Origin of the sequence: Kribbella steppae (assembly GCF_004342025.1) — a bacterium.
Classification (GTDB): Bacteria; Actinomycetota; Actinomycetes; order Propionibacteriales; family Kribbellaceae; genus Kribbella; species Kribbella steppae.
The window spans coordinates 337,628-361,526 of sequence record NZ_SLWN01000006.1 but is presented as its reverse complement, the minus strand read 5'-3'; the positions used below and the strand labels follow the sequence as shown (position 1 = coordinate 361,526).

The window sequence follows — 23,899 nt, the reverse complement described above, 5'->3', positions numbered from 1 at the left end:
AGTCAAAAACCTACCGACCAAGGCCGGCGTCGCGGGCGCGGATGATGGCTTCGGCGCGGTCGGCGACGTGCAGATTGGTGAAGATGTTCGAGACGTTGTTCCGCACCGTCTTGGGCGACAGGAAGAGCTCGGACGCGATCTGCGCGTTGGACCGGCCGGCTGCGACCAGCGCGAGGATCTCGTGCTCGCGTGCGGTGAGCTGCGGGAACGGACTCCCCGGGCTGGCAGCCGGAGCGGCGGAGAAGAACTCGGCCACCCGCCGCGCGATCGCCGGCCCGAAGATCGCCTCGCCCTGAGCGACCGCGGTGATCGCCCGCACGATCTCGGCCTGGTTCGCGCCCTTGAGCAGATACCCACGCGCCCCGGCCCGCATCGCGGCGAACAGGGTCTGGTCCTCCTCGGCCATCGTGAGGACGACGACCCCGATGTGCGGACTGTCCGCGGTGATCGCCCGGGTCGCCTCGATCCCGTCCAGTCGCGGCATCTGCACGTCCATCACCACGACATCCGGCTGCAACTCCCGGGCGCCGTCCACCGCCTCCACCCCGTCGGCCGCCGTACCGACGACCTCGACGCCGTCCAGCGATCCGAGCAGCGCGGCCAGCCCGTCGCGGTAGACGGGGTGGTCGTCGGCCAGCAGCACCCGCACGGGCTCACCCATGAACAACCTCCGGTACGGCGTCCAGCGGCAACTTCACTCGTACGACGGTGCCACCACTCGCCGGGCACGTGACACTGCAGACTCCCCCGAGCTCGGCGGCCCGTTCCCGCACCGACAGCATCCCCACGCCCGCCGTCACCTCCTCGCCGATCCCGATTCCGTCATCGCTCACCGACAACTCCAGCGCCGTCCCGTTCACCCGCAGACTGATGTCACACCGGCTGGCTTCAGCATGCCGGGCGACGTTCGTGAGCGCCTCCGACGCGATCCGGTACGCCGCCACCTCGACGCCGGCCGGCAACGGCCCGAGCGCACCGGCGTCCACCGACACCGACAACCCGCCGAGCCGGAAACGCTCCGCTTGCTGCTCGATCGCCCGTACCAGTCCGAGCTCGTCCAACGCCGGCGGTCGCAGATCATGAACCAGTCTCCGTACGTCGGCCAGCGCCGCAGCCACCTCGGTCGTCGCCTGCTCGAGCATCCGGTCCGACTCGGCCGGAGCGGACGTCGCCAGATTCCGGGCGGTCTCGATCCGCAGCGCGACCGCGCCGAGGCTCGGGCCCAGACTGTCGTGCAGATCCCGCCGAATCCGTCGTCGCTCCTCCTCGCGGGCGGCGATCAGGCGACTCCGGCCCTGCTGCAACTCAGCGCTCAGCTCACTGGCCCGCGCCGCCGCGGCAGCCTGCCTGACCAGGTCTCCCAGCAACCGTTGGTCCCGCTCGGATAACGCCGTACCGTCGCCTGGACAGAACACGAGCCGCCCGACCGACTCACCGCGATACCCCACCGGCAGTGCGTGTGTCGGGCCCGATTCCCGGCCGTGCTCGACGATCGCCAGTTGGCCGCCGGGCCGCTCGATCTCGACCCGCACGTACGGCAGCCGGAACGCCTCGGCCAGCGTGCGGGCGACCGCGCGGAGTTGTTCGTCCGGGTCCGCGGCCGACTCGAGCCGCTCGGCCAGGGTGGACATCGTCGCGTACGGGTCATCGCGTGAACCGCGGACGAGACGCCGTACCCACCGCCAGAGCCGACTCCGCAGCGGCGCGTAGACCACGGCGACGACCGCGATCGCGACCAGCGCCGCATCACGCTCGCCGAGGACTCCACCGGCGATCGCGAACACGGCCAGGTCGACGCCGACCACGAGAACCGCGAGGACGCCGTACAGGAAGGTGGCCGAGAGCAACCGATCGACGTCGTACAGGCGATGTTTGGTGACGGCGACGACGATCGCGGCCGAGGTCAGGGCGATGGCGAGGCCGAACATGATCGCCGGTACCGCGGGCGGGTTCTCGAACGGGATGATCAGCACGATCATGTCGATCAGTGCGGCCCACATCAACCAGCGGATCTGCGCCCGCCGCTCCCGCTCCGCCGCCCGGTAGCGGTGCACGGTCACGGCGAACGGTACGACGAGGCTGACGAGCACAGCAGTGTATGCGACGCGCAGCAGCGGTTCCCACACGCCGTACGACAGGTCGATGCTGAACGGATCCAGCGACAACCGGATGATCTCGGGCGGCAGTGATGCGTTGTGGTAGCGCTGCATCACGTCGATCGGCGCGACGACAAGGAGGAGTGGGAGCAACACAGTCAGTGCAAGGCTGACGATCGACAGCCAGCGCCACAGCCTCGCACTGGCCAGTTTCCCGTCCGGGAAGAGCAGGATCAGCAGCGGCAACCCGAGCAGCAGGAACGCGCCGAAGCGGGAGTAGAACCAGTACGCCGCCGACGCGCCGGGCAGCCCCGGAGACGTGTAGATCGCGTACGTCGCCCAGCTCGACGCGAACCCGTCGAGGATCCACAACAGCCCGGATCCGGTCAGGATCCAGGCGATCGGATGACGCGGGAGGCGCTGGAGGAGCAGCAGGCCGGGCACCAGTTGCGCGAGCCCTGAGAGGGCGGCCGGCCATCCCGCCTCCAGCTCGGCCGCAGGCGGGATGTCGGTGCCGTTGCGGAGGTCGAGGACCACGGTCGCGGCAACCAGCAGCAGCGCGGCTGCCCCGAGTGCAGCCGGCCCCCAGCCCTTCCATGTGTCCTCCCCCACCGCTGCATTGTCACCCAGAGTGTGTCCCGGCGTCGCGGGTCAACTGTCCCTTCTCGACTCGGGACACAGCTCAGGACCGCGGCACCTGCCGCCCGGGTCGCCGTGCCCCGGAGAGTTCTGGTCAGGAGGTACGCCGTACCCCAGGGGAGGAAGGAAACATCATGACGGAGACACCAGCGCGAGTCCGGACCGACGTCCAGTACGGCGGTACGACGGTTTCGCGGTCAGGTGTGGAGTTGCGCAAGATCCAGCGACTGGGTCTGGGACTGACCGCGGGGACGCTGACCTGGGCGGCGAGCATCTTCGCGTTCAGCACCGTGAACGACGGGGTGCCCGAGCGGATCGGAGACCTGACCGGGCTCGCGTTCCAGCTCGGCGTGTTCTGCCTGCTGGCGATCCAGTTCCGGACCCGGGCGACCGGGTTGAGCCGCGGTTCCGTCGTACTGCTGAAGGTGGAGGCGGTGATCCTGGGGATCGCGAGCGTCTGGTCACTGCTGCACGGGGTGTTGCCGTCGCCGCACCAGGACGCAGCGTGGCTGGTGCCGCTGGACATCTGCTGGCCGCTGTCGATGCTCGGGATGGCAGTGATCTCGGTGAAGATCGCCTTCGCCGGCCGCTGGCGAGGCGTCCTGCGCTGGTGGCCCCTGATCGCCGAGAGCTGGGCCGTCGTCACGGTCCCGTCGATGATCGTCTTCGGCGACCAGGCGTCCCGCTGGGTCGGTGGCACGCACCTCCTGATCGGCTACGCGACCCTCGGCGTCCTGCTCGCCGTACGACCACACCTGGTGATCCCGAAGGACTGACCACGACACCAGAGGGCGCCACCCACCGCGGGTGGCGCCCTCTCACTTCTGGCAGCTCAGGCTGGAGTATCCACAGGACTCGCGGGTGGTGGGAGGGGACGCTGGGTGGGCGTCCCCTCCGTTGGGGTTAGGTGCGGGCCGCTGGGGCTCCGGCCGGGGCGGTGAGGGCTGCCGGGTCCTCGTCGATGTCGACTACCGCGCCGCTGAACTGGGCGTTGTAGAGGCGGGCGTAGGCGCCGTCGACCGCGAGCAGTTCCTGGTGGTTGCCCTGCTCAACGATCGAGCCGTTCTCCATCACCAGGATCAGGTCCGCGTCGCGGATCGTGGACAACCGGTGCGCGATCACGAAGCTGGTCCGGTCCGAACGCAGCGCCGCCATCGCCCGCTGCACCAGGACCTCGGTGCGGGTGTCGACCGAACTGGTCGCCTCGTCCAGGATCAGCAGCTGCGGGTCGGCCAGGAACGCCCGGGCGATGGTCAGCAGCTGCTTCTCACCGGCGCTGACGTTGCTGCCCTCCTCGTCGATCACCGTGTCGTACCCGTCCGGCAGGCTGTGCACGAACCGGTCGACGTACGTCGCCTTGGACGCGGCGAGCATGTCCTCCTCGGTCGCGTTCAGGTTGCCGTACAGGATGTTGTCCCGGATCGTGCCGCCGAACAGCCAGGTGTCCTGCAGCACCATGCCGATCCGCGACCGCAGATCGTGCCGGGTCAGCTCGGTGATGTCGACCCCGTCGAGGGTGATCCGCCCGCCGTTCAGCTCGTAGAACCGCATGATCAGGTTGACCAGCGTGGTCTTGCCGGCGCCGGTCGGGCCGACGATCGCGACCGTCTGACCGGGTTCGGCGATCAGGCTCAGGTCGGTGATCAGCGGCTTGTCCGGGTCGTACGAGAACGACACGTGCTCGAACTCGACCCGCCCGCGGGCGTCCGTCACCTTCTCCGGTGTCGTGTCGTCCGGCACCTGCTGCTTGGCGTCCAGCACCTCGAACACCCGCTCGGCCGAGGCCACACCGGACTGCAGCAGGTTCGCCATCGACGCGACCTGGGTCAGCGGCTGGGTGAACTGGCGCGAGTACTGGATGAACGCCTGCACGTCACCGAGCGACATCGTGCCGGAGGCGACCCGCAGACCGCCGATCACCGCGATCACCACGTAGTTGAGGTTCCCGATGAACATCATCAGCGGCATGATCAGGCCGGAGATGAACTGCGCCCCGAAGGCGGCCTGGTACAGCTCCTCGTTCTTCTTGGCGAAGCTCGCCTCGATCTCCTTCTGCCGGCCGAAGACCTTCACCAGCTCGTGCCCGGTGAACGCCTCCTCGATCTGGCCGTTCAGCGCGCCGGTATGGCGCCACTGCGCGACGAACCGGGTCTGCGACCGTTTCGCGATCGCCGCCGTCACGATCATCGAGATCGGGATGGTGACCAGGGCGATCAGGGCCAGCAGCGGTGAGACCACGAACATCATCGTGACCACGCCGACCACCGTCAGCAGCGAGGTGAGCAGCTGGCTCAGCGTCTGCTGCAGGCTGGTCGAGATGTTGTCGATGTCGTTCGTCACCCGGCTGAGCAGCTCACCGCGCGGCGCACCGTCGAAGTAGCTGAGCGGCAGCCGGTTGAGCTTGTCCTCCACCTCGGACCGCAGGTCGAAGATGGTCTGCTGCACGATGCCGTTCAGGATGTAGCCCTGCATCCAGGACAGCAGGAACGCACCGACGTACAGGCCCAGGACCAGCAGCAGGACGTTGCGCAGGGCATCGAAGTCGATGCCGACGCCCGGGATCAGGTCGATCCCCCGCAGCAGGTCGGCGAGCTGGCTGTTGCCGCCGGCCCGGGTCGCCTCGATCACCTGTTCCTTGGTCTGACCGCTGGGCAGACTCTTGCCCATCGCGCCGGCGAAGATGATGTCGGTCGCCCTACCCAGGATCTTCGGCCCGAGCACCGACAGGCTGACGCTGAAGACCGCGAGCAGGATGACGCCGAACACCTGGGTCCGGTGCGGGCGCAGCCGGCCGAGCAGCCGCTTCGCGGACGGGCCGAAGTTCATCGACTTGTCCCCCGGGATTCCGCCGGGTGGCCCGAACGCCCGTCCGGTGGTCGGCCGCTCGGTCGCCTTCACGGTCGCCGCGGCACCTTCCTCCGACGGCGCTTGTCCGTTGGGAGACACAGGCGGTGTCTGCTTCTCGTCGCTCATGCCGCCTCCTCCGCGGAACGCTGGGACTCGACGATCTCGACGTACGTCGGGCAGCTGTCGAGCAACTCCTGATGGGTGCCCTTGCCGACGATCGCGCCGTCCTCGATCACCACGATCTGGTGGGCGTCCACGATGGTCGACACCCGCTGCGCGACGATCACCACACACGCGTCCGCCGTGACCGGTCGCAGCGCCGCCCGCAATCGGGCGTCGGTGGACAGGTCGAGCGCGGAGAACGAGTCGTCGAACAGGTAGATCTCCGGTTTGCGGACCAGCGCCCGGGCGATCGCGAGCCGTTGCCGCTGACCGCCGGACACGTTCGTGCCGCCCTGCGCGATCGGCGAGTTCAGTCCCTCCGGCATCCCCTCGACGAAGTCCTTGCCCTGGGCAATCTCAAGCGCATGCCAGAGTTCGTCGTCGGTGGCGTCCGGATTGCCGTACCGCAGGTTGCTGGCGACCGTCCCGGAGAACAGGTACGGGCGCTGTGGCACCAGGCCGATGCGCTCCCAGAGCGCCTCCGGCTCGATCTCCCGGACGTCGATCCCGTCGACGAGCACCCGGCCCGCGGTGGCGTCGAACAACCGGGGAACCAGAGACAGCAGGGTCGTCTTACCTGCGCCGGTACTGCCGATGATCGCCGTCGTCTGCCCGGGCGACGCGACGAAGCTGATATCCCGCAGGACCGGCTCGGCCGCACCCGGGTACTGGAACGAGGCGTTCTCGAACACCAGTTGACCGCGGCCGGTGAAGGCCCGGATCGGGGTGACCGGCGGCCGGACCGAGGACTCGGTGTCGAGCACCTCGGAGATCCGGTCCGCGCAGACCGAGGCCCGCGGCACCATGATCATCACGAACGTCGCCATCATCACCGCGAACAGGATCTGGATCAGGTAGCTGAGGAAGGCGGTCAGCGCACCGACCTCCATCGTCCCGCTGTCCACCCGGGAGGCGCCGAACCACAGCACCGCCACGCTGGACATGTTCAGGATCAGCATCACCACCGGGAAGACCAGCGCCATCAGCCGGCCGGCCCGGACCGCGGTGTCGGTCAGGTCCTGGTTGGCGTCGCCGAAGCGTTCCACCTCGTGTGGTTCGCGGACGAAGGCCCGGACCACCCGGATCCCGGTGATCTGCTCGCGCAGCACCCGGTTCACCCCGTCGATGTTCTTCTGCATCTTGCGGAACTGCGGGACCATCCGGCTGGCGATGAGGCCGATCGATGCCGCGAGCAACGGTACGGCGACGGCCACCAGCCAGGACAGGCCGACATCCTCGCGGACCGCCATCACCACACCGCCGACCATGGTGATCGGAGCGGCCACCAGCATCGTGCAGGTGGTGACCACCAGCATCTGGATCTGGGTGACGTCGTTGGTGCTGCGGGAGATCAGCGTCGGTGCGCCGAACTGGTTCACCTCCCGGGCGGAGAACTCCCCGACCCGGTGGAAGACCGCGGCCCGGACGTCCCGGCCGAACAGTGCGGCGGTCTTGGCGCCGAAGTAGACGGCCACGATCGTGCAGATGATCTGCACCAGGCTGACGCCGAGCATCCAGCCGCCGGTGCGCATGATGTAGCCGGTGTCACCCTTGGACACGCCGTTGTCGATGATGTCGGCGTTCAGGCTGGGCAGGTAGAGGGAGGCGATCGTCCCGATCAGTTGCAGGACGACCACCACGGACAGGTTTCCCGCGTACGGCCGCAAATGCGTACGCAAGATTTTCAGTAGCATCAGACATCCCCGGAGTCGTTGGAGCGAGGACCGTCGAGGGCGAACTCGGCGATCTCCTCGGCGGTCGGTTGCTGACCTGTGCGGTGGTTGCGGACACCGTCGAAGGCGAAGTCGACAATCTCCTCGGCGGTCAGCACCTGGCCGCCGGAAATCATGGGGTGGGTGGCCGAGAAGGTGATCAGCCCGATCCGGCGGACCACCTCCTCGGGCGGGAAGCGCAACTGGCCGGCGTCCGGCCGGAGCAGGTCCGCGAAGGCGGCGTTGGCCAGATCGGACTGCCGCTTGCGGTGCGCTTCCTCCATCGGAGTGGACTTCAGCTCGGGCGGCCGGCGCATCCGCAGCGCGAACATCAGCTTGAAGACACCCTTCAGCCGCTTCTGGCCGATCTCGACCGCGGCGATCGTCCGCTCCCGCAGCGGGAGCGAACGGTCGACCTGCTCGAGTGCCCGGATCAGCTCGGTGGCGTCGAAGGCGGTGGCCAGAGCCGCGTCGACCAGGGCGTCCTTGCTGCCGAAGGCACGGAAGATGGTGCCCTCGGCGATCCCAGCCGCCTCCGCGATCTGCTTGGTGCTCACCTCGTTGCCGAACTCCTCCAGCAACGGCAGGGCGGCCTTGACGATGGCCGCGCGTCGCTCGTCGGGAGGCAGTGGGGTCGCTCGTGGAGTCACTCGTCGAGATTAACTGAGTGAGTACTCACTCACAAACACATTTACCGTTTCGGTCTCGACCGTTTCTCCACCAGCGCGGATACGCCGTCGAGCAGCCGCTCCAGACCGTATTCGAACGCATGATCGGAGTCGTAGGGCGCATCGAACTCATTCCCGACCGCGGTCCCGACCCGGGACGCCAGCGGGAAGTTCTTCGTGTCGCCGATCTGATCCAGATGCGGGACGTGAGCCAGCCACCACTCCTTGTCGGTCATCCCCGACCGCTGGATCACCTGCCGCGCCTCCACCGCGGTGCGTACGGCGCCGTGCACGTAACCGTTCACCAGCGCGACGGTGTCGTCCATCTCGATGTCGGTCAGGCCGATCCCCTCGACGGCGGCCAGCTCGTACTCGTACTTGGCCATCACGTGCGGGCCGAGCGGCGGTCGGCTGATCGCGACCTGGAGCAGCCACGGGTGGCGCAGGTAGAGCTCGCGGTTCTCCCGGGCGACCTCGTCGAGCCTGGCCCGCCAGTCCCCATCCAAGTCGCGCCGCGGCAGTTCGCCGTACACGGTGTCGAGCATGACGTCGAGGAGCTCGGCCTTCCCGGGGAAATAGCGGTACAGCGTCATCGCCCCGGCGCCGAGCTCGTCGGCCACCCGGCGCATGGACATGCCGGCGATCCCCTCCGCGTCGGCGATCCCCACCGCGGCCTCGACGATCCGCTCGACGGTGAGGGCCGGCTTCGGTCCACGCGTCGGCTGCGGCCGCCGGCGCCAGAGCAGTTCCAGGCTCCTTGCCGGGTCCCCGCTACCGCTGTACTCCTGATTCATGTGCGCAATTCTGTCGGAGTGGCTACACTCGTCCGGTTACTTCGTACAGTGTACTCAGTTCTCTCGGGCGGGGGTGTGGGTTGACCTCAAGGATTGTTGAGGTCCTACCGTCGGAAACTGTCGGTGATCCGCGGGATCATCGGTACTTCCTGAACAACCGAGCTGCCGGAGTCTCGCCGTGAGTATGGAAATGACCGCGTGGACGTCGATGTACCACGCGATGCACAGACAGGACGAGAAGAGACCGTTCTCGCGCGCGACGCTGAAACGGATCCTGGCCTTCGCGCGACCACACCGGCGGGCGCTGATCGCGTTCCTGGCGCTCAGCGTCGGAGCCGCCGTCCTCGCGGTGGCGACTCCCGTGCTGGCCGGGCGGGTGGTCAACGCGATCGTCGGGGGTGAGCCGTTCAGCACGGTGCTGCAGTTCGCCGTACTGATCGCCATCATCGCCGTCGCGGAGGCCGGGCTCGGGTTGCTCACTCGCTGGTTGTCGGCGGGGATCGGCGAGGGGCTGATCCTCGATCTGCGGACCGCGGTGTTCGACCACATCCAGAAGATGCCGATCGCCTTCTTCACCCGGACCAGGACCGGTGCGCTGGTCTCTCGGCTGAACAACGACGTGATCGGTGCGCAGCGGGCCTTCAGCGACACGCTCTCGGGCGTGGTCAGCAACCTGGTGATGCTGGTGCTGACGCTCGTGGTGATGCTGCGGGTGTCGTGGCAGATCACTCTGCTCGCGCTGGTGATCCTGCCGATCTTCGTCATCCCGGCACGCCGGATCGGGAACCGGCTGGCCGCGCTGGAGCGCGAGGCGGCGGACTACAACGCAACGATGAGCACGCAGATGACCGAGCGCTTCTCGGCGCCCGGCGCGACGTTGGTGAAGCTGTTCGGCCGGCCGACGCGGGAGTCCAGGGAGTTCGCGATCCGGGCGAGCCGGGTGCGGGACATCGGCGTACGGACGGCGATGGTGCAGTGGGTGTTCGTCACCTCGCTGACGCTGGTGTCGGCGCTGGCGCTGGCCGTGGTCTACGGACTGGGCGGGTTCTACGCGCTGCGGGACCAGCTCGACGCGGGTGCCGTCGTCTCGATGGCGCTGCTGCTCACCCGGCTGTACTCGCCACTGACCGCGCTGGCGAGTGCGCGGCTCGAGGTGATGACGGCGCTGGTCAGCTTCGAGCGTGTCTTCGAGGTGCTCGATCTGGAGCCGCTGATCAAGGACAAGCCGGACGCGGGAAGGGTCCCGGACGGGCCGGTGTCGGTCGAGTTCTCGCACGTGCACTTCGCGTACCCGTCGGCGGACAAGGTCTCGCTGGCCTCGCTGGAGGAGGTCGCGAAACTCGACACCCGGGGTGGCGTCGAGGTGCTGCACGACATGTCGTTCCGCGCTGAGCCTGGTCAGATGGTCGCGCTGGTCGGGTCGTCCGGTGCCGGCAAGTCGACGATCGCCCAGCTCATCCCCCGGCTGTACGACGTCGACTCGGGGTCGGTGAAGTTGGCCGGCGTCGACGTACGAGACGTGAGCGCGGAGTCGTTGCGGGACGCCCTTGGCATGGTCACTCAGGACGGACACCTCTTCCACGACAGCATCCGGGAGAACCTGCTGCTGGCCCGGCCGGAAGCGAGCGAGGACGACCTGTGGGATGCGCTGACACGGGCGCGGCTGGGTGAGCTGATCAGGTCGCTGCCGGATCAGCTGGACACCGTCGTCGGTGAGCGCGGGTATCGGCTGTCCGGCGGTGAGCGTCAGCGGCTGACGATCGCACGGTTGCTGCTGGCTCAGCCTCGGGTCGTCATCCTCGACGAGGCGACGGCGGCGTTGGACTCGACCAACGAGGCTGCGGTCCAAGCGGCTCTCACCGAGGCGCTGGAAGGCCGTACGGCGGTCGTCATCGCGCACCGGTTGTCGACCATTCGGGCCGCTGACCAGATCCTCGTGATCGAGGAGGGCCAGATCGTCGAGCAGGGCACGCACACGGAACTGTTGGCTGCCGGCGGTCGCTACGAGGAGCTCTACCGGACCCAGTTCGACCAGCCGGGCGCCGGCCCGACCGACGCGGAGGTGCTCACGGTCTGAGGGTCTGCGGGATCTCGTCGGTGTGATGGTTGGTGGCTAGGAGGGCGTTGGGTTGGCGGGTACGGGGCAGCAAGAGCTGGCTGGTTGTGCGGTGGTGTTCAGGCCGGCTGATCCACCACGTGAAGGTCGGGTGTGCTTCTGGGAGCCGGACGATGGTGAACTACCGCTCGGCGCGGGCGAACAGTCGCGGCTCGAGCTGGTCGTCGACTCCGAGCTGGTAACCGTCCGCGCGGTCGAGCTTCCGGTCGCCGAAGCAGTCCCCTTGCTCGGCCGTGCTCGCCAGACACCTGGTGCGCACTCCTCGGCCGCCTTCTGGGGTGCCGCTTCTCTGGCTGCCCTCCAGTTGGTTGCCCGGGGCAAGCTGCTGCCCGGCGTCTCCCCCGACGGCCATGACGCCTGGCGGGTAGGTCCACTTGACGCCACGGATGTGAACCGCCTGCTCGCGCTGGCCGAGTCCATGCCACCTGCTGCCCGAGCACTCCCCCTGTCCGCCCTCCCACCGGAAGCGTCCGGGGCTGGTGTGCGGCTGCCGGTGGCGGAGGACCTCGTCCGGGCGTTTGTGGATGCGGTGGCGGATGGGATGCCTCGGTCCCCAGCGGCCGCCAAGGCGCACAAGACTCAACTGTTTGCAGCCGCCAGACCTCAGCGCGCCGAGCGGTTGCGGTCGTGGGCCGATGAGGTGTCCGTGGGGCTCGACAGCGGGGTGCGGATCTCGTTACGGATCGAGTTGCCGGAGTCGATGGCCTTCCGGGCGGTGGTCCAGCTCCACAGCCTGCAGGATCCGACGCTGGTTCGGGACGCGGATGACGTGTGGGCCGAGGACATCGCCGGGTTCGGGCCGCGGGCCCGGATCGACGCGACGTTGGCGATTCGGCGGGCCGGGCGGGTGTGGGCGCCGTTGAGCCGGCTGCTGGACTCCGCCGTACCGGATCGGATCGAGCTGTCCGACGAAGAGCTCGCAGAGTTGCTGGCCGGTGGGGCGCAACGGCTGGCCGCGGCCGGCGTGGAGCTGCATTGGCCACGCAGTCTCGGGCGGGCGCTCACGGCGCGGGCGGCGATCACCTCGTCGGACGGGCCGCCGAGCGATCTGCCCAGCTTCTTCGGTGGGAACGCGACGCTCGACTTCAGCTGGCAGGTTGCGCTGGGCAACGATCCGCTCACCGAGGCGGAGATGGACCAGTTGGCCGAGGCGACCCGTCCGGTGGTCCGGTTGCGCGATCAGTGGATGCTGATCGATCCCGATCTGGCCCGCAAGGCGCGCGAGCGGATCCTCAAGCCGGTGACGGCGATCGATGCGCTCAGTGCGGCGCTCACCGGCACCACTGAGATCGACGGCCGCCAGATCGCGGTGAAGCCGACGCAATGGCTCGAAGAGCTTCGCGCCAGGATCGCCGACCCCGACCGCGCCGACGATCCGATCGACGCGCCCGCCGACCTGCAGGCGACCCTGCGCGACTACCAACTCCGCGGCCTCCGCTGGCTGGCCCGGATGACGTCGCTCGGCCTCGGCGGCTGCCTCGCCGACGACATGGGCCTCGGCAAGACGATCACCCTCATCTCGCTTCACCTGCACCGCCAGACGTCTTCCGACACCGCCGGCCCGACACTTGTCGTCTGTCCGGCCTCGTTGCTCGGCAACTGGGAGCGGGAGGTCCAGCGCTTCGCACCAGGTACGCCGGTCCGCCGCTTCCACGGCTCGGCGCGATCGCTCGACGGTGCCGAGGACGGGTTCGTGCTGACGACGTACGGCACGTTGCGGCGCGACGCCGTACGGCTGGCTGAGCATCGGTGGGCGCTGGTCGTCGCGGATGAGGCGCAGCATGTGAAGAACCCGTCGTCCAGTACGGCGAAGGCGTTGCGGACCGTGCCGTCGCAGGCACGGGTGGCGTTGACCGGTACGCCGGTGGAGAACAACCTGTCCGAGCTGTGGGCAATCCTCGACTGGACCACTCCCGGGCTCCTCGGCCGGCTCGGGAACTTCCGGAACCAGTGGGCCGCGCCGATCGAGGCCGACAAGGACGAAGAGGTCGCGCAACGATTGGCGAAACTCGTTCGGCCTTTCCTGCTCCGGCGACGCAAGTCGGATCCGGGGATCGCGCCGGAGTTGCCGCCGAAGACCGAGACGGATCAGCCGGTGTCGCTCACTCGCGAGCAGGCCGTGCTCTACGAGGCAACCGTCCGCGAGCTGATGACCGAGGTGCAGGCCAGCAACCAGATGACCCGGCGTGGGCTGATCGTGAAGCTGCTGACCGGACTCAAGCAGATCTGCAACCACCCGGCGCAGTACCTGAAGGAGGGCGAGGCCGCGCGGCTGACCGGACGGTCCGGCAAGCTCGAGCTGCTCGACGAGTTGCTGGAGACGATCGTCGCGGAGGACGGCGCCGTCCTCGTCTTCACGCAGTACGTCGCCATGGCCCGGCTGCTCGAGCGTCACCTGGCCGAGCGCGGCATCGGCACGCAGTTGCTGCACGGTGGTACGCCGGTGCCCAAGCGTGAGGAGATGGTCGAGCGGTTCCAGGCGGGCGACGTACCGGTGTTCCTGCTGTCGCTGAAGGCAGCCGGGACGGGGCTCAACCTGACCCGGGCGGATCATGTCGTGCACTACGACCGGTGGTGGAATCCGGCGGTCGAGGATCAGGCGACGGACCGGGCGTACCGGATCGGCCAGACCAAGCCGGTCCAGGTGCACCGATTGATTGCCGAGGGCACCATCGAGGACCGCATCGCAGCCATGCTCAGCAGCAAACGCCAACTCGCCGACGCCGTCCTCACCGGCGGTGAAGCGGCCCTCACCGAGCTGTCCGACGCCGAGCTGGCCGACCTGGTCGAGCTGCGAGGTGGGTTGCGATGACTGAGGCGCAAGGATTCCCGGCGTTCGAGGCTCAGCGGCGCAGTACGCGCGGGCGGTCGTGGTGGGCGCGTGCCTGGGTGCAGGCATTGGAGGACACGTCGCTGGACTCCGACCAGCTGCGGAAGGGGCGACGGTACGCGAACTCCGGGCAGGTCGGGACGATCACGGTCAGCCCCGGGCGGATCGCGGCGACGGTCTACTCCCCCGAGGACACCTACGAATCCGTCGTACAGGTCGATGAGCTGAGCGAGGACGAGTGGAGCCGCTTCCTCGATCAGGTCGCGGCGCGCGCCGGCCACATCGCGGCGCTGCTCGATGGCGAGATGCCACACGACCTGGTCGAGGCCGCGTCCGACGGGGGTGTTCTGCTGCTCCCCGGCATCGGCGACCTCGATCCCGCCTGCACTTGTGATGCGTGGGAACTCCCCTGCCAGCACGCCGCCGGCCTCTGCTACCAGGTCGCCTGGCTGCTCGACTCCGACCCGTTCGTCCTGCTGCTCCTGCGCGGTCGCTCCCGTGAGGATCTTCTCGACCAGCTCCAAAGCCGGAGCGCGACTGAGCCGGCCGATGCGCCTCCGGCCGGGGTGTCGGCCTCAGACGTTCTGAGCGAGCCGGTCGGTGCGTTGCCCGACGTACCCGACCTGCCGGGAAAGGTGACGCTCGACGAGTTGGCAGTCAGCGGCATCGAGCCGCCCCGCGGCTTCGCCCCGGCCACGCTGCCGCTGCTCGTCCTCGACGCATCCCGCCGAGCCCGCGCGCTGCTGAACGCGTTGCTCCACGGCACGCCAGAGCCGCAACCACTTGACGAGTGGCAGGACGCCGTACGCCTCGCCGCCGATTTCCCCGAGCTCACCGAGTCGCTCACGGAAGGCTCACCCGAAGCCTTTGCCCTCGGCATCCAAGCCTGGAGGTACGGCGGTGCGCCCGGACTCGACGTCCTCGAACACACCTGGACTCCGGCCCCCGCGGAGCTGGCCCGCGCCCGCACCGAACTCGTCGCCGCCGAGTTCACCGTCGAGATCCTCGACAACCAGCTCACCGTGGGAGCAGATACCCAGCTCCGCCTGGACCGCCAGGGCCACTGGCACCCGTACCGGCTCGTCGGCGAGACCTGGACGCCGATTGCACAGGCGACCACGGATCCGCTCAGCGCGCTGGCGACGGACTGGTAAAAGGCAATGCGGTGAGCCACAGAGCCCGATAAGGTGACGACGACTTCGGAGTGTCAGGGAGGTGAGTTGATGACCGCGTCAGCGGGTGCTGTCGCCTGTGCGGCAGCACGTTCCGGTCATCCGTACTCACCTGGGTTCCGCGTGCGCTGAGAGCCGCGGAACCCCTTGCCCGAAAGGGATTCCTCCGTTGTCCAACACCTGGAAGACCCGCGCCGAGACGAGCGCGGACCTCGAGACGATCCGTGACCTCACCCGGCAGGCGTTCGGCCGGCAGTTCGAGGTCGACTACCTCGACGCACTGCGCGCCGACCCGGTCGCCTGGATCGACGGCCTGTCGTTCGTCGCGACCGTGGACGATCAGCCCGTTGCACATGCTCTGCTCACACGTTGCCATGTCGGCGACACCCCGGTCCTGTCACTCGGGCCGGTCGCCGTCCTGCCGTCGTACCAGCGTCAGGGTGTGGGGAGTGCGGCCGTCATCGCGGCCCTCGACACGGCGCGTGATCGTGGTGAGCAATCCGTGATCGTGCTCGGGCATGCCGAGTACTACCCACGGTTCGGATTCCGGCAGGCTACTGAGTTCGGTATCCACCATCCGGAGTTCGACGGACCGAGCATGATGGCCCTCTCGCTCACGGGTGACCCGCTGCCCACGGGCACCATCCGGTATCCGGTGAACGTCTGAGCCGCGGGCCGCCGGAGACGTGAGGCAGTCTCCGGCGGCCCCGAGGCGGTCGGCTCTTGAACGTTCAATACGAAGTACGGCGGGCAGTCGTAAAAGGTTCACACAAACTCGCCGATTCACTTGCGCGCCTGCCTTGTATACATGAAACAGTCGACACGACCCCGCCTACTCAGGAGGACGTGATGACTCCGTCGTTGCTGAACCGCTCCAGCTGGGCCCGCCGTACGACGGCGGGCCGGCCCCTGCTTACCCGCCGTACGGCCTTCGGAGCGGCTGTCGGGGTGGTCGCGCTGGCCCTGATCGGGACGGCCTGCTCCCCCGTCGAGCCGGCCGGCGACGACTCGGGCGGCAGTGCGCAGCCCGCGACCGGGCAGGACGTGTTCGGTGATCCGGCGGACCCGGCGCAGGTGAAGGCCGGCGGCACGCTGACCGTTGCCCTGTCCGCCGATCCGGACAAGCTGGACCCGACGCTGTCCCGCAGCCTGTACTCGCGGTACGTCTTCCACACCATGTGCGAGAAGCTGTACGACCTCGGCCCGGACGCCAAGGTCGTGCCGCAGCTCGCGACCGCGCTGCCGACCATCACCCCCGACGGCCTCAGCCTGACCATCCCGCTGAAGCAGGGCGTGAAGTTCGCCGACGGCGGCACCCTCGACTCGAACGCGGTGAAGGTCTCGATCGAGCGCGGTCTGACCCTGGCCGGCTCCGGCCGCAAGAGTGAGCTCGGCCCGATCAGCGCGGTCGAGACGCCGGACCCGAACACCGTGGTGATCAAGCTGTCGAGGCCGTTCGCGCCGCTGACCGCCGCGCTGGCCGACCGGGCCGGCATGGTGCTCAGCCCGGCCGCGGTGAGCAAGCTCGGCGCGAACTTCTCCACCGCGCCGGTCTGTGTCGGCCCGTTCAAGTTCGCCAACCGGGTCGCCCAGAACTCGATCAAGGTGGTCAAGGATCCGCTGTACTACGACGCCGCGAAGGTGCACCTGGACGCGATCGAATACCGGATCATCACCGACTCGAGTATCCGCTCGGCCAACCTGAAGTCCGGTGACGCGCAGGTCGCCGACTCGCTGTCGACCCAGGACGCGCCGTCGCTGCAGAAGGACAGCACCATGACGGTGTTGCAGTCGCAGTCGCTCGGGTACCAGGGCCTGACGGTCAACATCGCGAACGCCAACGGTATCGGCAACCCGCTCAAGCCGTTGGAGTCCCCGATCGCCAAGGATCCGAAGGTCCGGCAGGCGCTCGCGCTGTCGATCGACCGTGAGGCGCTGGTGAAGTCGATCTTCAACGGGCTGAACACAGTCGCGTGCTCGCCGATCTCACCGAAGAGCGAGTTCACCTCGGATGCCGCACAGGTGTGTCCGCCGCACGACCCGGCCCAGGCGAAGCAGTTGCTGTCCGAGGCCGGCGCCACGACGCCGTACAAGGTCACGATGATCACCTCGAACAACCCCGACAGCCTCCGGCTCGCGCAGGCGCTGCAGGCGATGGTCAAGGAGGGTGGTTTCGACCTGGTGATCAAGCCGGTCGAGTACGCCTCGCTGCTCGACCAGCAGGACCGCGGTGACTTCGAGCTGCTCCAGCTCGGCTGGTCCGGCCGGGTCGACCCGGACGCGAACATCTACAACTTTGTCGGTTCGACGGGCAGCCAGAACGTGGCCGGCTACAGCAGCCCCGAGGTGGACAAGCTGCTCACCGACGCGCGGCAGTCGACCGACAAGGCCGAGCGGATCAAGCTGTACGGCGACGTGGTCACCAAGCTGCAGCAGGACGACCCGCTCATCTACATGTACCGCCAGCGCAACCTGACCGGCGTCAGCAAGAAGGTCCTCGGTATCCAGGTGTACCCGGACGGCGTCCTGCGAGCGGCCTTCGCCGGGTTCGCGAAGTGAGGCGGTATCTCTTCGGCCGGGCCTGGCAGTCGATCGTCACGTTGATCCTGGCAACGATCGTCGTCTTCATCGGTGTGCGCGCGCTGCCGGGTGATCCGGCGCTCGCGCTCGCCGGCGAGGATCGGGATCCGGAGTCGCTGCGGGCGATCCGGGAGCAGTACGGCCTGGACGACTCGTTGCTGGTGCAGTTCTGGCAGTTCGTGAGTCATGCTGCCCGCGGTGACCTCGGGGTGTCGATCCGGACCGGCGAATCGGTCACCACGATGATCGCGAACGCCTTGCCGGTGACGATCGAACTGTCGATCCTGGCCATCCTGATCGCCAGTGTGATCGGGGTCGGTACGGGCGTCATCGCCGCCGTACGAAGGGGAGGTCCGGCTGAGTGGGCCGCCAACGGGCTCGCCCTGCTCGGTCTGTCGGTGCCGAACTTCTGGCTCGGCCTGATGGCGATCCTCTACCTGTCCGTCGCCCTCGGCCTGTTCCCCGCTTCCGGGTTCGTCCCGTTCCTCACCAACCCGATCGACAACCTGCACCACCTGATCCTTCCCGCACTGATCCTCGGCACCGGCCTCGCGGCGGTCATCATGCGGCAGACCCGATCGTCGATGCTGGACGCCCTGAGTGCCGACTACATCCGTACGGCGGAAGCCAAAGGCCTCTCGCCGCGCGAGGTGATCGGCCGGCACGCACTCCGCAACAGCCTGATCGTGGTGATCACGATCGTCGGCCTGCAACTCGGAGCGCTCATCTCCGGCGCCGTCGTGACCGAGCGGATCTTCGCGCTCCCGGGATTCGGCAAGCTGACCGTCGACGCCGTCTTCCAGCGCGACTACCCGGTGATCCAGGCCGTCGTCCTGATCACCGCGGCGGCGTACATCCTGATCAACCTGCTCGTCGACCTGCTGTACTCGGTCATCGATCCGCGCATCCGGGTGCGAGGTGATGCCTGATGGCGATCACTGACGTCACCGTCACCGCGGGTACGCCGTTGCGGAGCAATCGCCGCAAGGTGGTACGACGAATGCTCCGCAACCCGCTCGCGATCTCCGGCCTCGTCGTCCTCGGCATCGCGGTGATCCTCGCGGTGTTCGCGCCCTGGCTCGCGCCACACGACCCGACGGAGACCCATCTGGATCACGCCTTCGCACCACCCGGGACAGCCGGCTATCTCCTCGGCACCGACGACCTCGGTCGTGATGTGCTCGCGCGGATCATGTACGGCTTGCGGGCTTCGCTGCACGTCGGTGTGCTCGCGGTGGCCACGTCGCTCGTGATCGGCGTACCGCTCGGGCTGATGGCCGGGTACTTCCGGGCGATCGACGCGCTGATCTCGCGGTTCACCGATCTGGTGCTGGCGTTCCCGTTCCTGATCCTCGCGGTCGGGCTGGCCGCGATCCGCGGTGCCAGCCTGGGCAACGCGGCGATCGCGATCGGGATCGCGCAGATCCCCGGCGTGATCCGGATCGTCCGGTCCGATACCTTGCGGCTGAAGTCGCTCGACTTCGTCGCGGCCGCGATCGTCGAGGGCGCCAGTGACGCCTGGGTGCTGGGCCGGCACATCCTGCCGAACGCCGCGTCGGTGATCATCGTCCAGGCGACGGTCGCGATCCCGGCCGCCATCCTCGGTGAGGCGGTGCTGTCGTTCCTCGGCCTCGGCATCCAGCCGCCGGCGCCGAGCCTGGGCACGATGCTGTCCGACGCCCAGCAGTTCGCCGCCCGCGCACCGTGGGCCGCGGTGATGCCCGGCGTGGCGATCATGCTGCTGACGCTGGCGTTCAACATCGTCGGTGACAGCCTGCGCGATGCGCTCGACCCGAAAGCGAGCCGCCGATGACTCCATCGACGAGTAGGCAAGTGCTCGAGGTGAACGACCTCTCCGTCACCTTCCGGACCGAGGACGGCACGCTGTCCGCGGTCGACCAGGTGAGCTTCGAGGTCGGCGAGAGCGAGGTGCTCGCAGTGGTCGGCGAGTCCGGCTGCGGCAAGAGCGTCACCGCGATGAGCCTCGCAGGTCTGCTCCCCCGCACCGCCACGGTCGAGGGTTCGGTGAAGCTGGACGGCGTCGAACTGATCGGCGCCGACAAGCGCACCCTGCGCTCGATCCGGGGCCGCGAGGTGGCCTACATCTTCCAGGAGCCGATGACGTCGCTGAACCCGGTCTTCACCGTCGGCCACCAGATCGGCGAAGTCCTGCGGACTCATATCGGTCTCAACCGGCAGGCCGCTCGGGAACGGTCGATCGAATTGCTCAAGCTGGTCGGCATCCCGTCGGCCGAGCGTCGCGTCGGCGACTATCCGCACCAGTTGTCCGGCGGGATGCGGCAGCGCGTGATGATCGCGATGGCCGTTGCCTGTGACCCCAAAGTCCTGATCGCCGACGAGCCGACCACCGCGCTCGACGTCACGATCCAGGCGGGCATCCTCGACGTACTGCGTGAGCTGCGAGAACGACTCGGCACCAGCATCGTCCTGATCACCCACGACCTCGGCGTCGTCGCCGACCTGGCTGACCGGGTAGCGGTGATGTACGCCGGACGGGTCGTCGAGACCGCTGGCGTCCACGAGCTGTTCGCCTATCCGCAGCACCCGTACACAGCGGGCCTCCTCGGCGCGTCGCCGGCTGCCGGCCGTCACGCCGAGACACACCGCCTCAACGAGATCCCAGGTCTCGTGCCCGTCCTGTCCGAACAGCCGGACGCCTGCACCTTCGCCGACCGCTGCCCAAGAGCAGTCGACACCTGTACGACGTCCCAACCGCAGCTGACACCTGGTCTGCACCGAGTCGCCTGCTGGAATCCAGTCAGAGAACCCGTGGAGGTCCTCAGTCCAGGCCGGGAGGCCCCATGACCGGCTTAGCTCTGGAGGTCGAAGACCTCGTTATGCACTTCGGACCAGTCCGCGCCGTCGATGGTGTGACACTGCGGATCCGGCAAGGATCTGTGGTCGCATTGGTCGGTGAGAGCGGCTCTGGCAAGTCCACAGTGGGACGCTGCATCGTGCGGTTGCTGGAGCCGACCGGAGGGACCATTCGGCTCGCCGATGCCGACATCACTCACCTCAACCGTCGGCAGCTGCGACCGCACCGTCGCGACGTGTCCATCGTCTTCCAGGACCCTGCAGGCTCACTGGACCCACGGCTGTCGGTCGGAGACATCGTCGGCGAGCCACTGCGCCTCATGCGCCGCAAGGACATCCCAGCAAAGGTCTCCGAGTCGCTGCGCCGAGTAGGACTCCGTCCTGAGGTCGCGCAGCGCTCACCACACGAGCTGTCCGGTGGTCAGCGCCAGCGGGTGAGCATTGCCCGTGCACTGATCTCTGAGCCGCGTCTACTCGTTGCAGACGAGCCGACGAGCGCACTGGACGTGTCTGTGCAGGCAGCGGTGCTCAACCTACTGGCGGACCTGCAGCGGGACCTGGGCTTCGCCTGCCTGTTCATCACGCACGACCTGTCAGCGGTCGAGTACCTGGCCGACGAGGTCGCGGTGATGTACCTGGGCCAACTGGTCGAACAAGGCCCGCGTGCGCGCATCTTCGGCGCACCTTCGCACCCCTACACCCAGGCGCTGCTCTCGGCAGCGCCCGTACCCGACCCGACCGAGCAGCGAGCGCGGAAGCCGGTGCTGCTCGGTGATGACCTGCCGTCGGCCATCGACCCGCCACCAGGCTGCCGGTTCCACACCAGGTGCCCGGTGGCGATCGACACATGCCGGACCGTCGTACCGGAGCAGCGGGTGATCGGAGAAGGTGGACACCTGGTCGCCTGTCATCTGGTCGAGGACGACGGCACCGGTCCCGATGTAAGAACAGTCGAAGGAGTTGGCCGATGACAGTATTGATGCCGCTCCTCAGTCCAGGCCGGGAGGCCCCATGACTTTCACCACCCGTCCCACCCTGCGCGGCACGTTCGGGATGGTCTCGTCCACGCACTGGCTGGCCTCCCAGTCGGCCATGAGGATCCTGGAGCTCGGCGGCAACGCGTTCGACGCCGGAGCCGCTGCAGGGTTCGTGCTGCACGTGGTGGAGCCGCACCTCAACGGGCCGGGCGGTGAGGTGCCGGCGATCATCGCCACCGCCGACGACCCCACACCGCGCGTGCTGTGCGGTCAGGGCGTCGCACCGGCCGGTGCGACGATCGAGCACTTCCGCTCGCTCGGCCTGTCGCTCATCCCCGGCTCTGGACCGCTTGCGGCGACTGTGCCGGGTGCTGTCGACGCATGGCTGCTCCTGCTGCGTGACCACGGCAGCATGCCGCCGCGCGTCGTACTGGAGCCTGCTATCGACTACGCGCGGAACGGACACCCGCTGGTACCCAGGGTCGGTGACACGGTCGGCACGGTGCAGGAGCTGTTCCAGGAGCACTGGCCGACGTCGGCGGCGCTGTGGTTGCAGGACGGGCGTCCGCCGAGCGGGATGTTCCGCAACGAGGCGTACGCCGCCACACTCGAGCGACTGGTCTCGGAAGGCGAAGCTGCCGGCGCGGACCGTCAGGCTCAGGTGGAGCGGGCTCGGAAGGCCTGGCGTGAGGGCTTCATCGCGGAGGCGATCGACAAGTTCTCCCGGCTGCCGCACCGGGACTCCAGTGGCTCAGACCACGGTGGGCTGATCACCGGCGATGACGTGGCCAACTTCGAGGCGAGCTGGGAGGAGCCGGCGACGCTCGACTGGAACGGGTACACGGTCGCCAAGACCGGGCCATGGGGCCAGGGGCCGGCGCTGTTGCAGTCACTCGCTGTGCTGGCCGAACTGGGCGATGTCGACCTGGACAGCGCCGAGGGTGTGCACACGACGGTCGAGGTGATGAAGCTGTCGTACGCCGACCGTGAGGCCTGGTACGGCGACGGAGCCGACGTACCCCTGAAGACGCTCCTCTCCCCCGCGTACGCCGCCGAGCGCGCCAAGCTCGTCGGCCCGGACGCGTCCAAGGAACTCCGCCCAGGTCGGCCCGACGGCCGCGAGCCGAGGCTGCCGTCGATCGCCGTGAGCCCGGATCTCGGCGACGCGACGACCGGTGAACCGACCGTCTCGTCCGAGGGCGTCACGCGTGGCGACACCTGCCATGTCGACGTGATCGACCGGTGGGGCAACGTCATCTCCGCGACACCGAGCGGTGGGTGGCTGCAGTCGTCGCCGACCATTCCGGAGCTCGGGTTCTGCCTCGGCAGCCGGCTGCAGATGTTCTGGCTGGAGGAAGGGCTGGCGTCGTCGCTCGCGCCGGGCCTGCGGCCGCGGACCACGCTCACTCCGACCCTCGTGCTGCGTGACGGTGAGCCGGTGCTGGCCTGCGGTTCGCCGGGTGGGGACCAGCAGGACCAGTGGCAGTTGCTCTTCCTGCTGCGTCACCTGGGCAGCGGGATGGATCTGCAGGAGGCGATCGACGCGCCGGCGTGGCACACCACTGGCTTCCCCTCGTCGTTCTACCCGCGTGCGACCGAGCCGGGTGGTCTGGTGATGGAGAACCGCCTGGGCGCCGCCGTCCGCGACGAGTTGGTTCGACGTGGGCACGTCGTGACCGAAGGCGACGCGTGGAGTCTTGGCCGCTTGTGCGCCGTACGTAAGGAGGCTGACGGCGTACTGGCGGCGGCCGCGAACCCGCGAGGTATGCAGGGCTACGCCGTCGGGCGCTGAACCCTTCCGTTGAGGGCCGCCTGCGCGGCGGCCTCAACGTGCAGGCGGGCAGCGGTCGTGGCGGCCTCGCGGTCGCCGGCTGCAATGGTGTCGACCAGGCGGATGTGTTCCTCCCACGAGTGCGGTGCGCGCTGGGCGGCGCCGACGCGGAAGACCCAGTGGACGTGGTGGTACATCGCGGCCGACATCGACAGCAGCCAGCGGTTGCCACTGACGTCGATCACCGCGCGATGGAAGGCGCTGTTCAGCTCGGCGACCCGGTCGAAGTCCTTGGCGTCGGTCGCAGCGCTGGCGTCCTCGAGCAGCCTGCGCAGCCGGTCGACGTCCTTCTGCGTGGCCCGCTCGGCCGCCAGCCCGGCAGCCAGCGTCTCCAGTTGCTCGCGTACGGCGAACAGGTCGCGGACCGCGGTCTCGTCGAGCGTCGCCACCACCGCACCACGACGCGGCAGGATGTGGACGAAGCCCTCCGCCTCGACGACGCGCAGCGCCTCGCGGACGGGATTGCGGGAGACCCCGAAGTCGTCTGCGAGCCGAGTCTCGGTCAGCCGCTCGCCCTGGGCATAGTCGCCGTCCACGATCCGTCGGCGGAGCTCCTCGAGGACCTGCTCGCGCAACGCGACATGATCGGCACCGATCGTCCGCACCTCACCCGTAGGGTCCACCCGACCGTCTCCTCTCC

18 protein-coding genes are annotated in these 23,899 nt (G+C 68.4%); 11 read left to right on the top strand and 7 right to left on the bottom strand.

The window, feature by feature from the left end:
• Window positions 1-10: 10 nt before the first annotated feature.
• Window positions 11-661 (bottom strand): response regulator transcription factor, encoded by a 651-nt coding sequence (locus EV652_RS19355; protein ID WP_132210555.1) that lies wholly within the window; start codon window positions 659-661, stop codon window positions 11-13.
• On the bottom strand, window positions 654-2,708 hold the full coding sequence (locus EV652_RS19350; RefSeq protein ID WP_132210554.1) for a sensor histidine kinase: 2,055 nt from the start codon (window positions 2,706-2,708) through the stop codon (window positions 654-656). The genes EV652_RS19355 and EV652_RS19350 overlap by 8 nt, the downstream gene beginning before the upstream one ends.
• Window positions 2,709-2,869: 161 nt before the next feature.
• Here EV652_RS19350 and EV652_RS19345 point away from each other — a divergent pair, with 161 nt between their 5' ends.
• Complete coding sequence (locus tag EV652_RS19345) at window positions 2,870-3,511, top strand: hypothetical protein (RefSeq protein ID WP_132210553.1); 642 nt, start codon at window positions 2,870-2,872, stop codon at window positions 3,509-3,511.
• A 127-nt stretch (window positions 3,512-3,638) separates the two neighbouring features.
• Here EV652_RS19345 and EV652_RS19340 read toward each other — a convergent pair whose 3' ends face one another.
• From EV652_RS19340 to EV652_RS19325, 4 genes are read right to left on the bottom strand one after another with little or no spacing between them, the layout of a single operon-like run.
• Window positions 3,639-5,708 (bottom strand): ABC transporter ATP-binding protein, encoded by a 2,070-nt coding sequence (locus tag EV652_RS19340; RefSeq protein ID WP_132210552.1) that lies wholly within the window; start codon window positions 5,706-5,708, stop codon window positions 3,639-3,641.
• Window positions 5,705-7,438 carry an ABC transporter ATP-binding protein gene (locus tag EV652_RS19335; protein WP_132210551.1) on the bottom strand — a complete coding sequence of 578 codons (1,734 nt, stop codon included), beginning with the start codon at window positions 7,436-7,438 and terminating at the stop codon, window positions 5,705-5,707. Before EV652_RS19335 ends, EV652_RS19340 begins: the two co-directional genes overlap by 4 nt.
• Window positions 7,438-8,106: a TetR/AcrR family transcriptional regulator gene (locus tag EV652_RS19330; protein WP_242001859.1), complete on the bottom strand. Its 669-nt coding sequence runs from the start codon at window positions 8,104-8,106 to the stop codon at window positions 7,438-7,440. The genes EV652_RS19335 and EV652_RS19330 overlap by 1 nt, the downstream gene beginning before the upstream one ends.
• Window positions 8,107-8,147: 41 nt before the next feature.
• The gene (locus EV652_RS19325) at window positions 8,148-8,918 is read right to left on the bottom strand and encodes a TetR/AcrR family transcriptional regulator (RefSeq protein WP_132210550.1); all 771 of its coding nucleotides are present in this window, start codon (window positions 8,916-8,918) and stop codon (window positions 8,148-8,150) included.
• Between the two features lie 190 nt (window positions 8,919-9,108).
• Between EV652_RS19325 and EV652_RS19320 the strand changes: the two genes are divergently transcribed.
• The 10 genes from EV652_RS19320 (at window position 9,109) to EV652_RS19275 (ending at window position 23,220) form a co-directional block, all read left to right on the top strand.
• Window positions 9,109-10,995 carry an ABC transporter ATP-binding protein gene (locus tag EV652_RS19320; protein WP_199238292.1) on the top strand — a complete coding sequence of 629 codons (1,887 nt, stop codon included), beginning with the start codon at window positions 9,109-9,111 and terminating at the stop codon, window positions 10,993-10,995.
• A 91-nt stretch (window positions 10,996-11,086) separates the two neighbouring features.
• Window positions 11,087-13,846, top strand: a complete 2,760-nt coding sequence (locus EV652_RS19315) for an SCO1167/SCO6262 family helicase (RefSeq protein WP_500784492.1) — start codon at window positions 11,087-11,089, stop codon at window positions 13,844-13,846.
• Window positions 13,843-15,018, top strand: a complete 1,176-nt coding sequence (locus EV652_RS19310) for an SWIM zinc finger family protein (protein ID WP_132210548.1) — start codon at window positions 13,843-13,845, stop codon at window positions 15,016-15,018. The genes EV652_RS19315 and EV652_RS19310 overlap by 4 nt, the downstream gene beginning before the upstream one ends.
• A gap of 187 nt (window positions 15,019-15,205) precedes the next feature.
• Window positions 15,206-15,703, top strand: a complete 498-nt coding sequence (locus EV652_RS19305) for a GNAT family N-acetyltransferase (RefSeq protein ID WP_199238270.1) — start codon at window positions 15,206-15,208, stop codon at window positions 15,701-15,703.
• Between the two features lie 182 nt (window positions 15,704-15,885).
• The gene (locus EV652_RS19300) at window positions 15,886-17,595 is read left to right on the top strand and encodes an ABC transporter substrate-binding protein (RefSeq protein WP_132210547.1); all 1,710 of its coding nucleotides are present in this window, start codon (window positions 15,886-15,888) and stop codon (window positions 17,593-17,595) included.
• Entirely contained in the window at window positions 17,592-18,545 is a 954-nt protein-coding gene (locus EV652_RS19295; protein WP_132210546.1) for an ABC transporter permease, read from the top strand. The genes EV652_RS19300 and EV652_RS19295 overlap by 4 nt, the downstream gene beginning before the upstream one ends.
• Window positions 18,545-19,429: an ABC transporter permease gene (locus tag EV652_RS19290; RefSeq protein ID WP_132210545.1), complete on the top strand. Its 885-nt coding sequence runs from the start codon at window positions 18,545-18,547 to the stop codon at window positions 19,427-19,429. The genes EV652_RS19295 and EV652_RS19290 overlap by 1 nt, the downstream gene beginning before the upstream one ends.
• The gene (locus EV652_RS19285; protein ID WP_132210544.1) at window positions 19,426-20,442 is read left to right on the top strand and encodes an ABC transporter ATP-binding protein; all 1,017 of its coding nucleotides are present in this window, start codon (window positions 19,426-19,428) and stop codon (window positions 20,440-20,442) included. The genes EV652_RS19290 and EV652_RS19285 overlap by 4 nt, the downstream gene beginning before the upstream one ends.
• Window positions 20,439-21,422: an ABC transporter ATP-binding protein gene (locus tag EV652_RS19280; RefSeq protein WP_132210543.1), complete on the top strand. Its 984-nt coding sequence runs from the start codon at window positions 20,439-20,441 to the stop codon at window positions 21,420-21,422. Before EV652_RS19285 ends, EV652_RS19280 begins: the two co-directional genes overlap by 4 nt.
• Before the next feature lie 40 nt (window positions 21,423-21,462).
• Window positions 21,463-23,220, top strand: coding sequence for a gamma-glutamyltransferase family protein (locus EV652_RS19275; protein WP_132210542.1), 1,758 nt, complete (start codon window positions 21,463-21,465; stop codon window positions 23,218-23,220).
• On the opposite strand, the gene EV652_RS19270 is transcribed toward EV652_RS19275, so the two are convergent.
• Window positions 23,202-23,882 (bottom strand): GntR family transcriptional regulator, encoded by a 681-nt coding sequence (locus EV652_RS19270; protein ID WP_132210541.1) that lies wholly within the window; start codon window positions 23,880-23,882, stop codon window positions 23,202-23,204. The genes EV652_RS19275 and EV652_RS19270 overlap by 19 nt on opposite strands.
• Between the last annotated feature and the right edge of the window lie 17 nt (window positions 23,883-23,899).

Bases quoted from the DNA above. Each gene is read 5' to 3' on its own strand.
- EV652_RS19355 (WP_132210555.1), bottom strand. From the start codon at position 661: ATGGGTGAGCCCGTGCGGGTGCTGCTGGCCGACGACCACCCCGTCTAC.
- EV652_RS19345 (WP_132210553.1), top strand. From the start codon at position 2,870: ATGACGGAGACACCAGCGCGAGTCCGGACCGACGTCCAGTACGGCGGT.
- EV652_RS19340 (WP_132210552.1), bottom strand. From the start codon at position 5,708: ATGAGCGACGAGAAGCAGACACCGCCTGTGTCTCCCAACGGACAAGCG.
- EV652_RS19335 (WP_132210551.1), bottom strand. From the start codon at position 7,438: ATGCTACTGAAAATCTTGCGTACGCATTTGCGGCCGTACGCGGGAAAC.
- EV652_RS19325 (WP_132210550.1), bottom strand. From the start codon at position 8,918: ATGAATCAGGAGTACAGCGGTAGCGGGGACCCGGCAAGGAGCCTGGAA.
- EV652_RS19320 (WP_199238292.1), top strand. From the start codon at position 9,109: ATGACCGCGTGGACGTCGATGTACCACGCGATGCACAGACAGGACGAG.
- EV652_RS19310 (WP_132210548.1), top strand. From the start codon at position 13,843: ATGACTGAGGCGCAAGGATTCCCGGCGTTCGAGGCTCAGCGGCGCAGT.
- EV652_RS19300 (WP_132210547.1), top strand. From the start codon at position 15,886: ATGACTCCGTCGTTGCTGAACCGCTCCAGCTGGGCCCGCCGTACGACG.
- EV652_RS19290 (WP_132210545.1), top strand. From the start codon at position 18,545: ATGGCGATCACTGACGTCACCGTCACCGCGGGTACGCCGTTGCGGAGC.
- EV652_RS19285 (WP_132210544.1), top strand. From the start codon at position 19,426: ATGACTCCATCGACGAGTAGGCAAGTGCTCGAGGTGAACGACCTCTCC.
- EV652_RS19280 (WP_132210543.1), top strand. From the start codon at position 20,439: ATGACCGGCTTAGCTCTGGAGGTCGAAGACCTCGTTATGCACTTCGGA.
- EV652_RS19275 (WP_132210542.1), top strand. From the start codon at position 21,463: ATGACTTTCACCACCCGTCCCACCCTGCGCGGCACGTTCGGGATGGTC.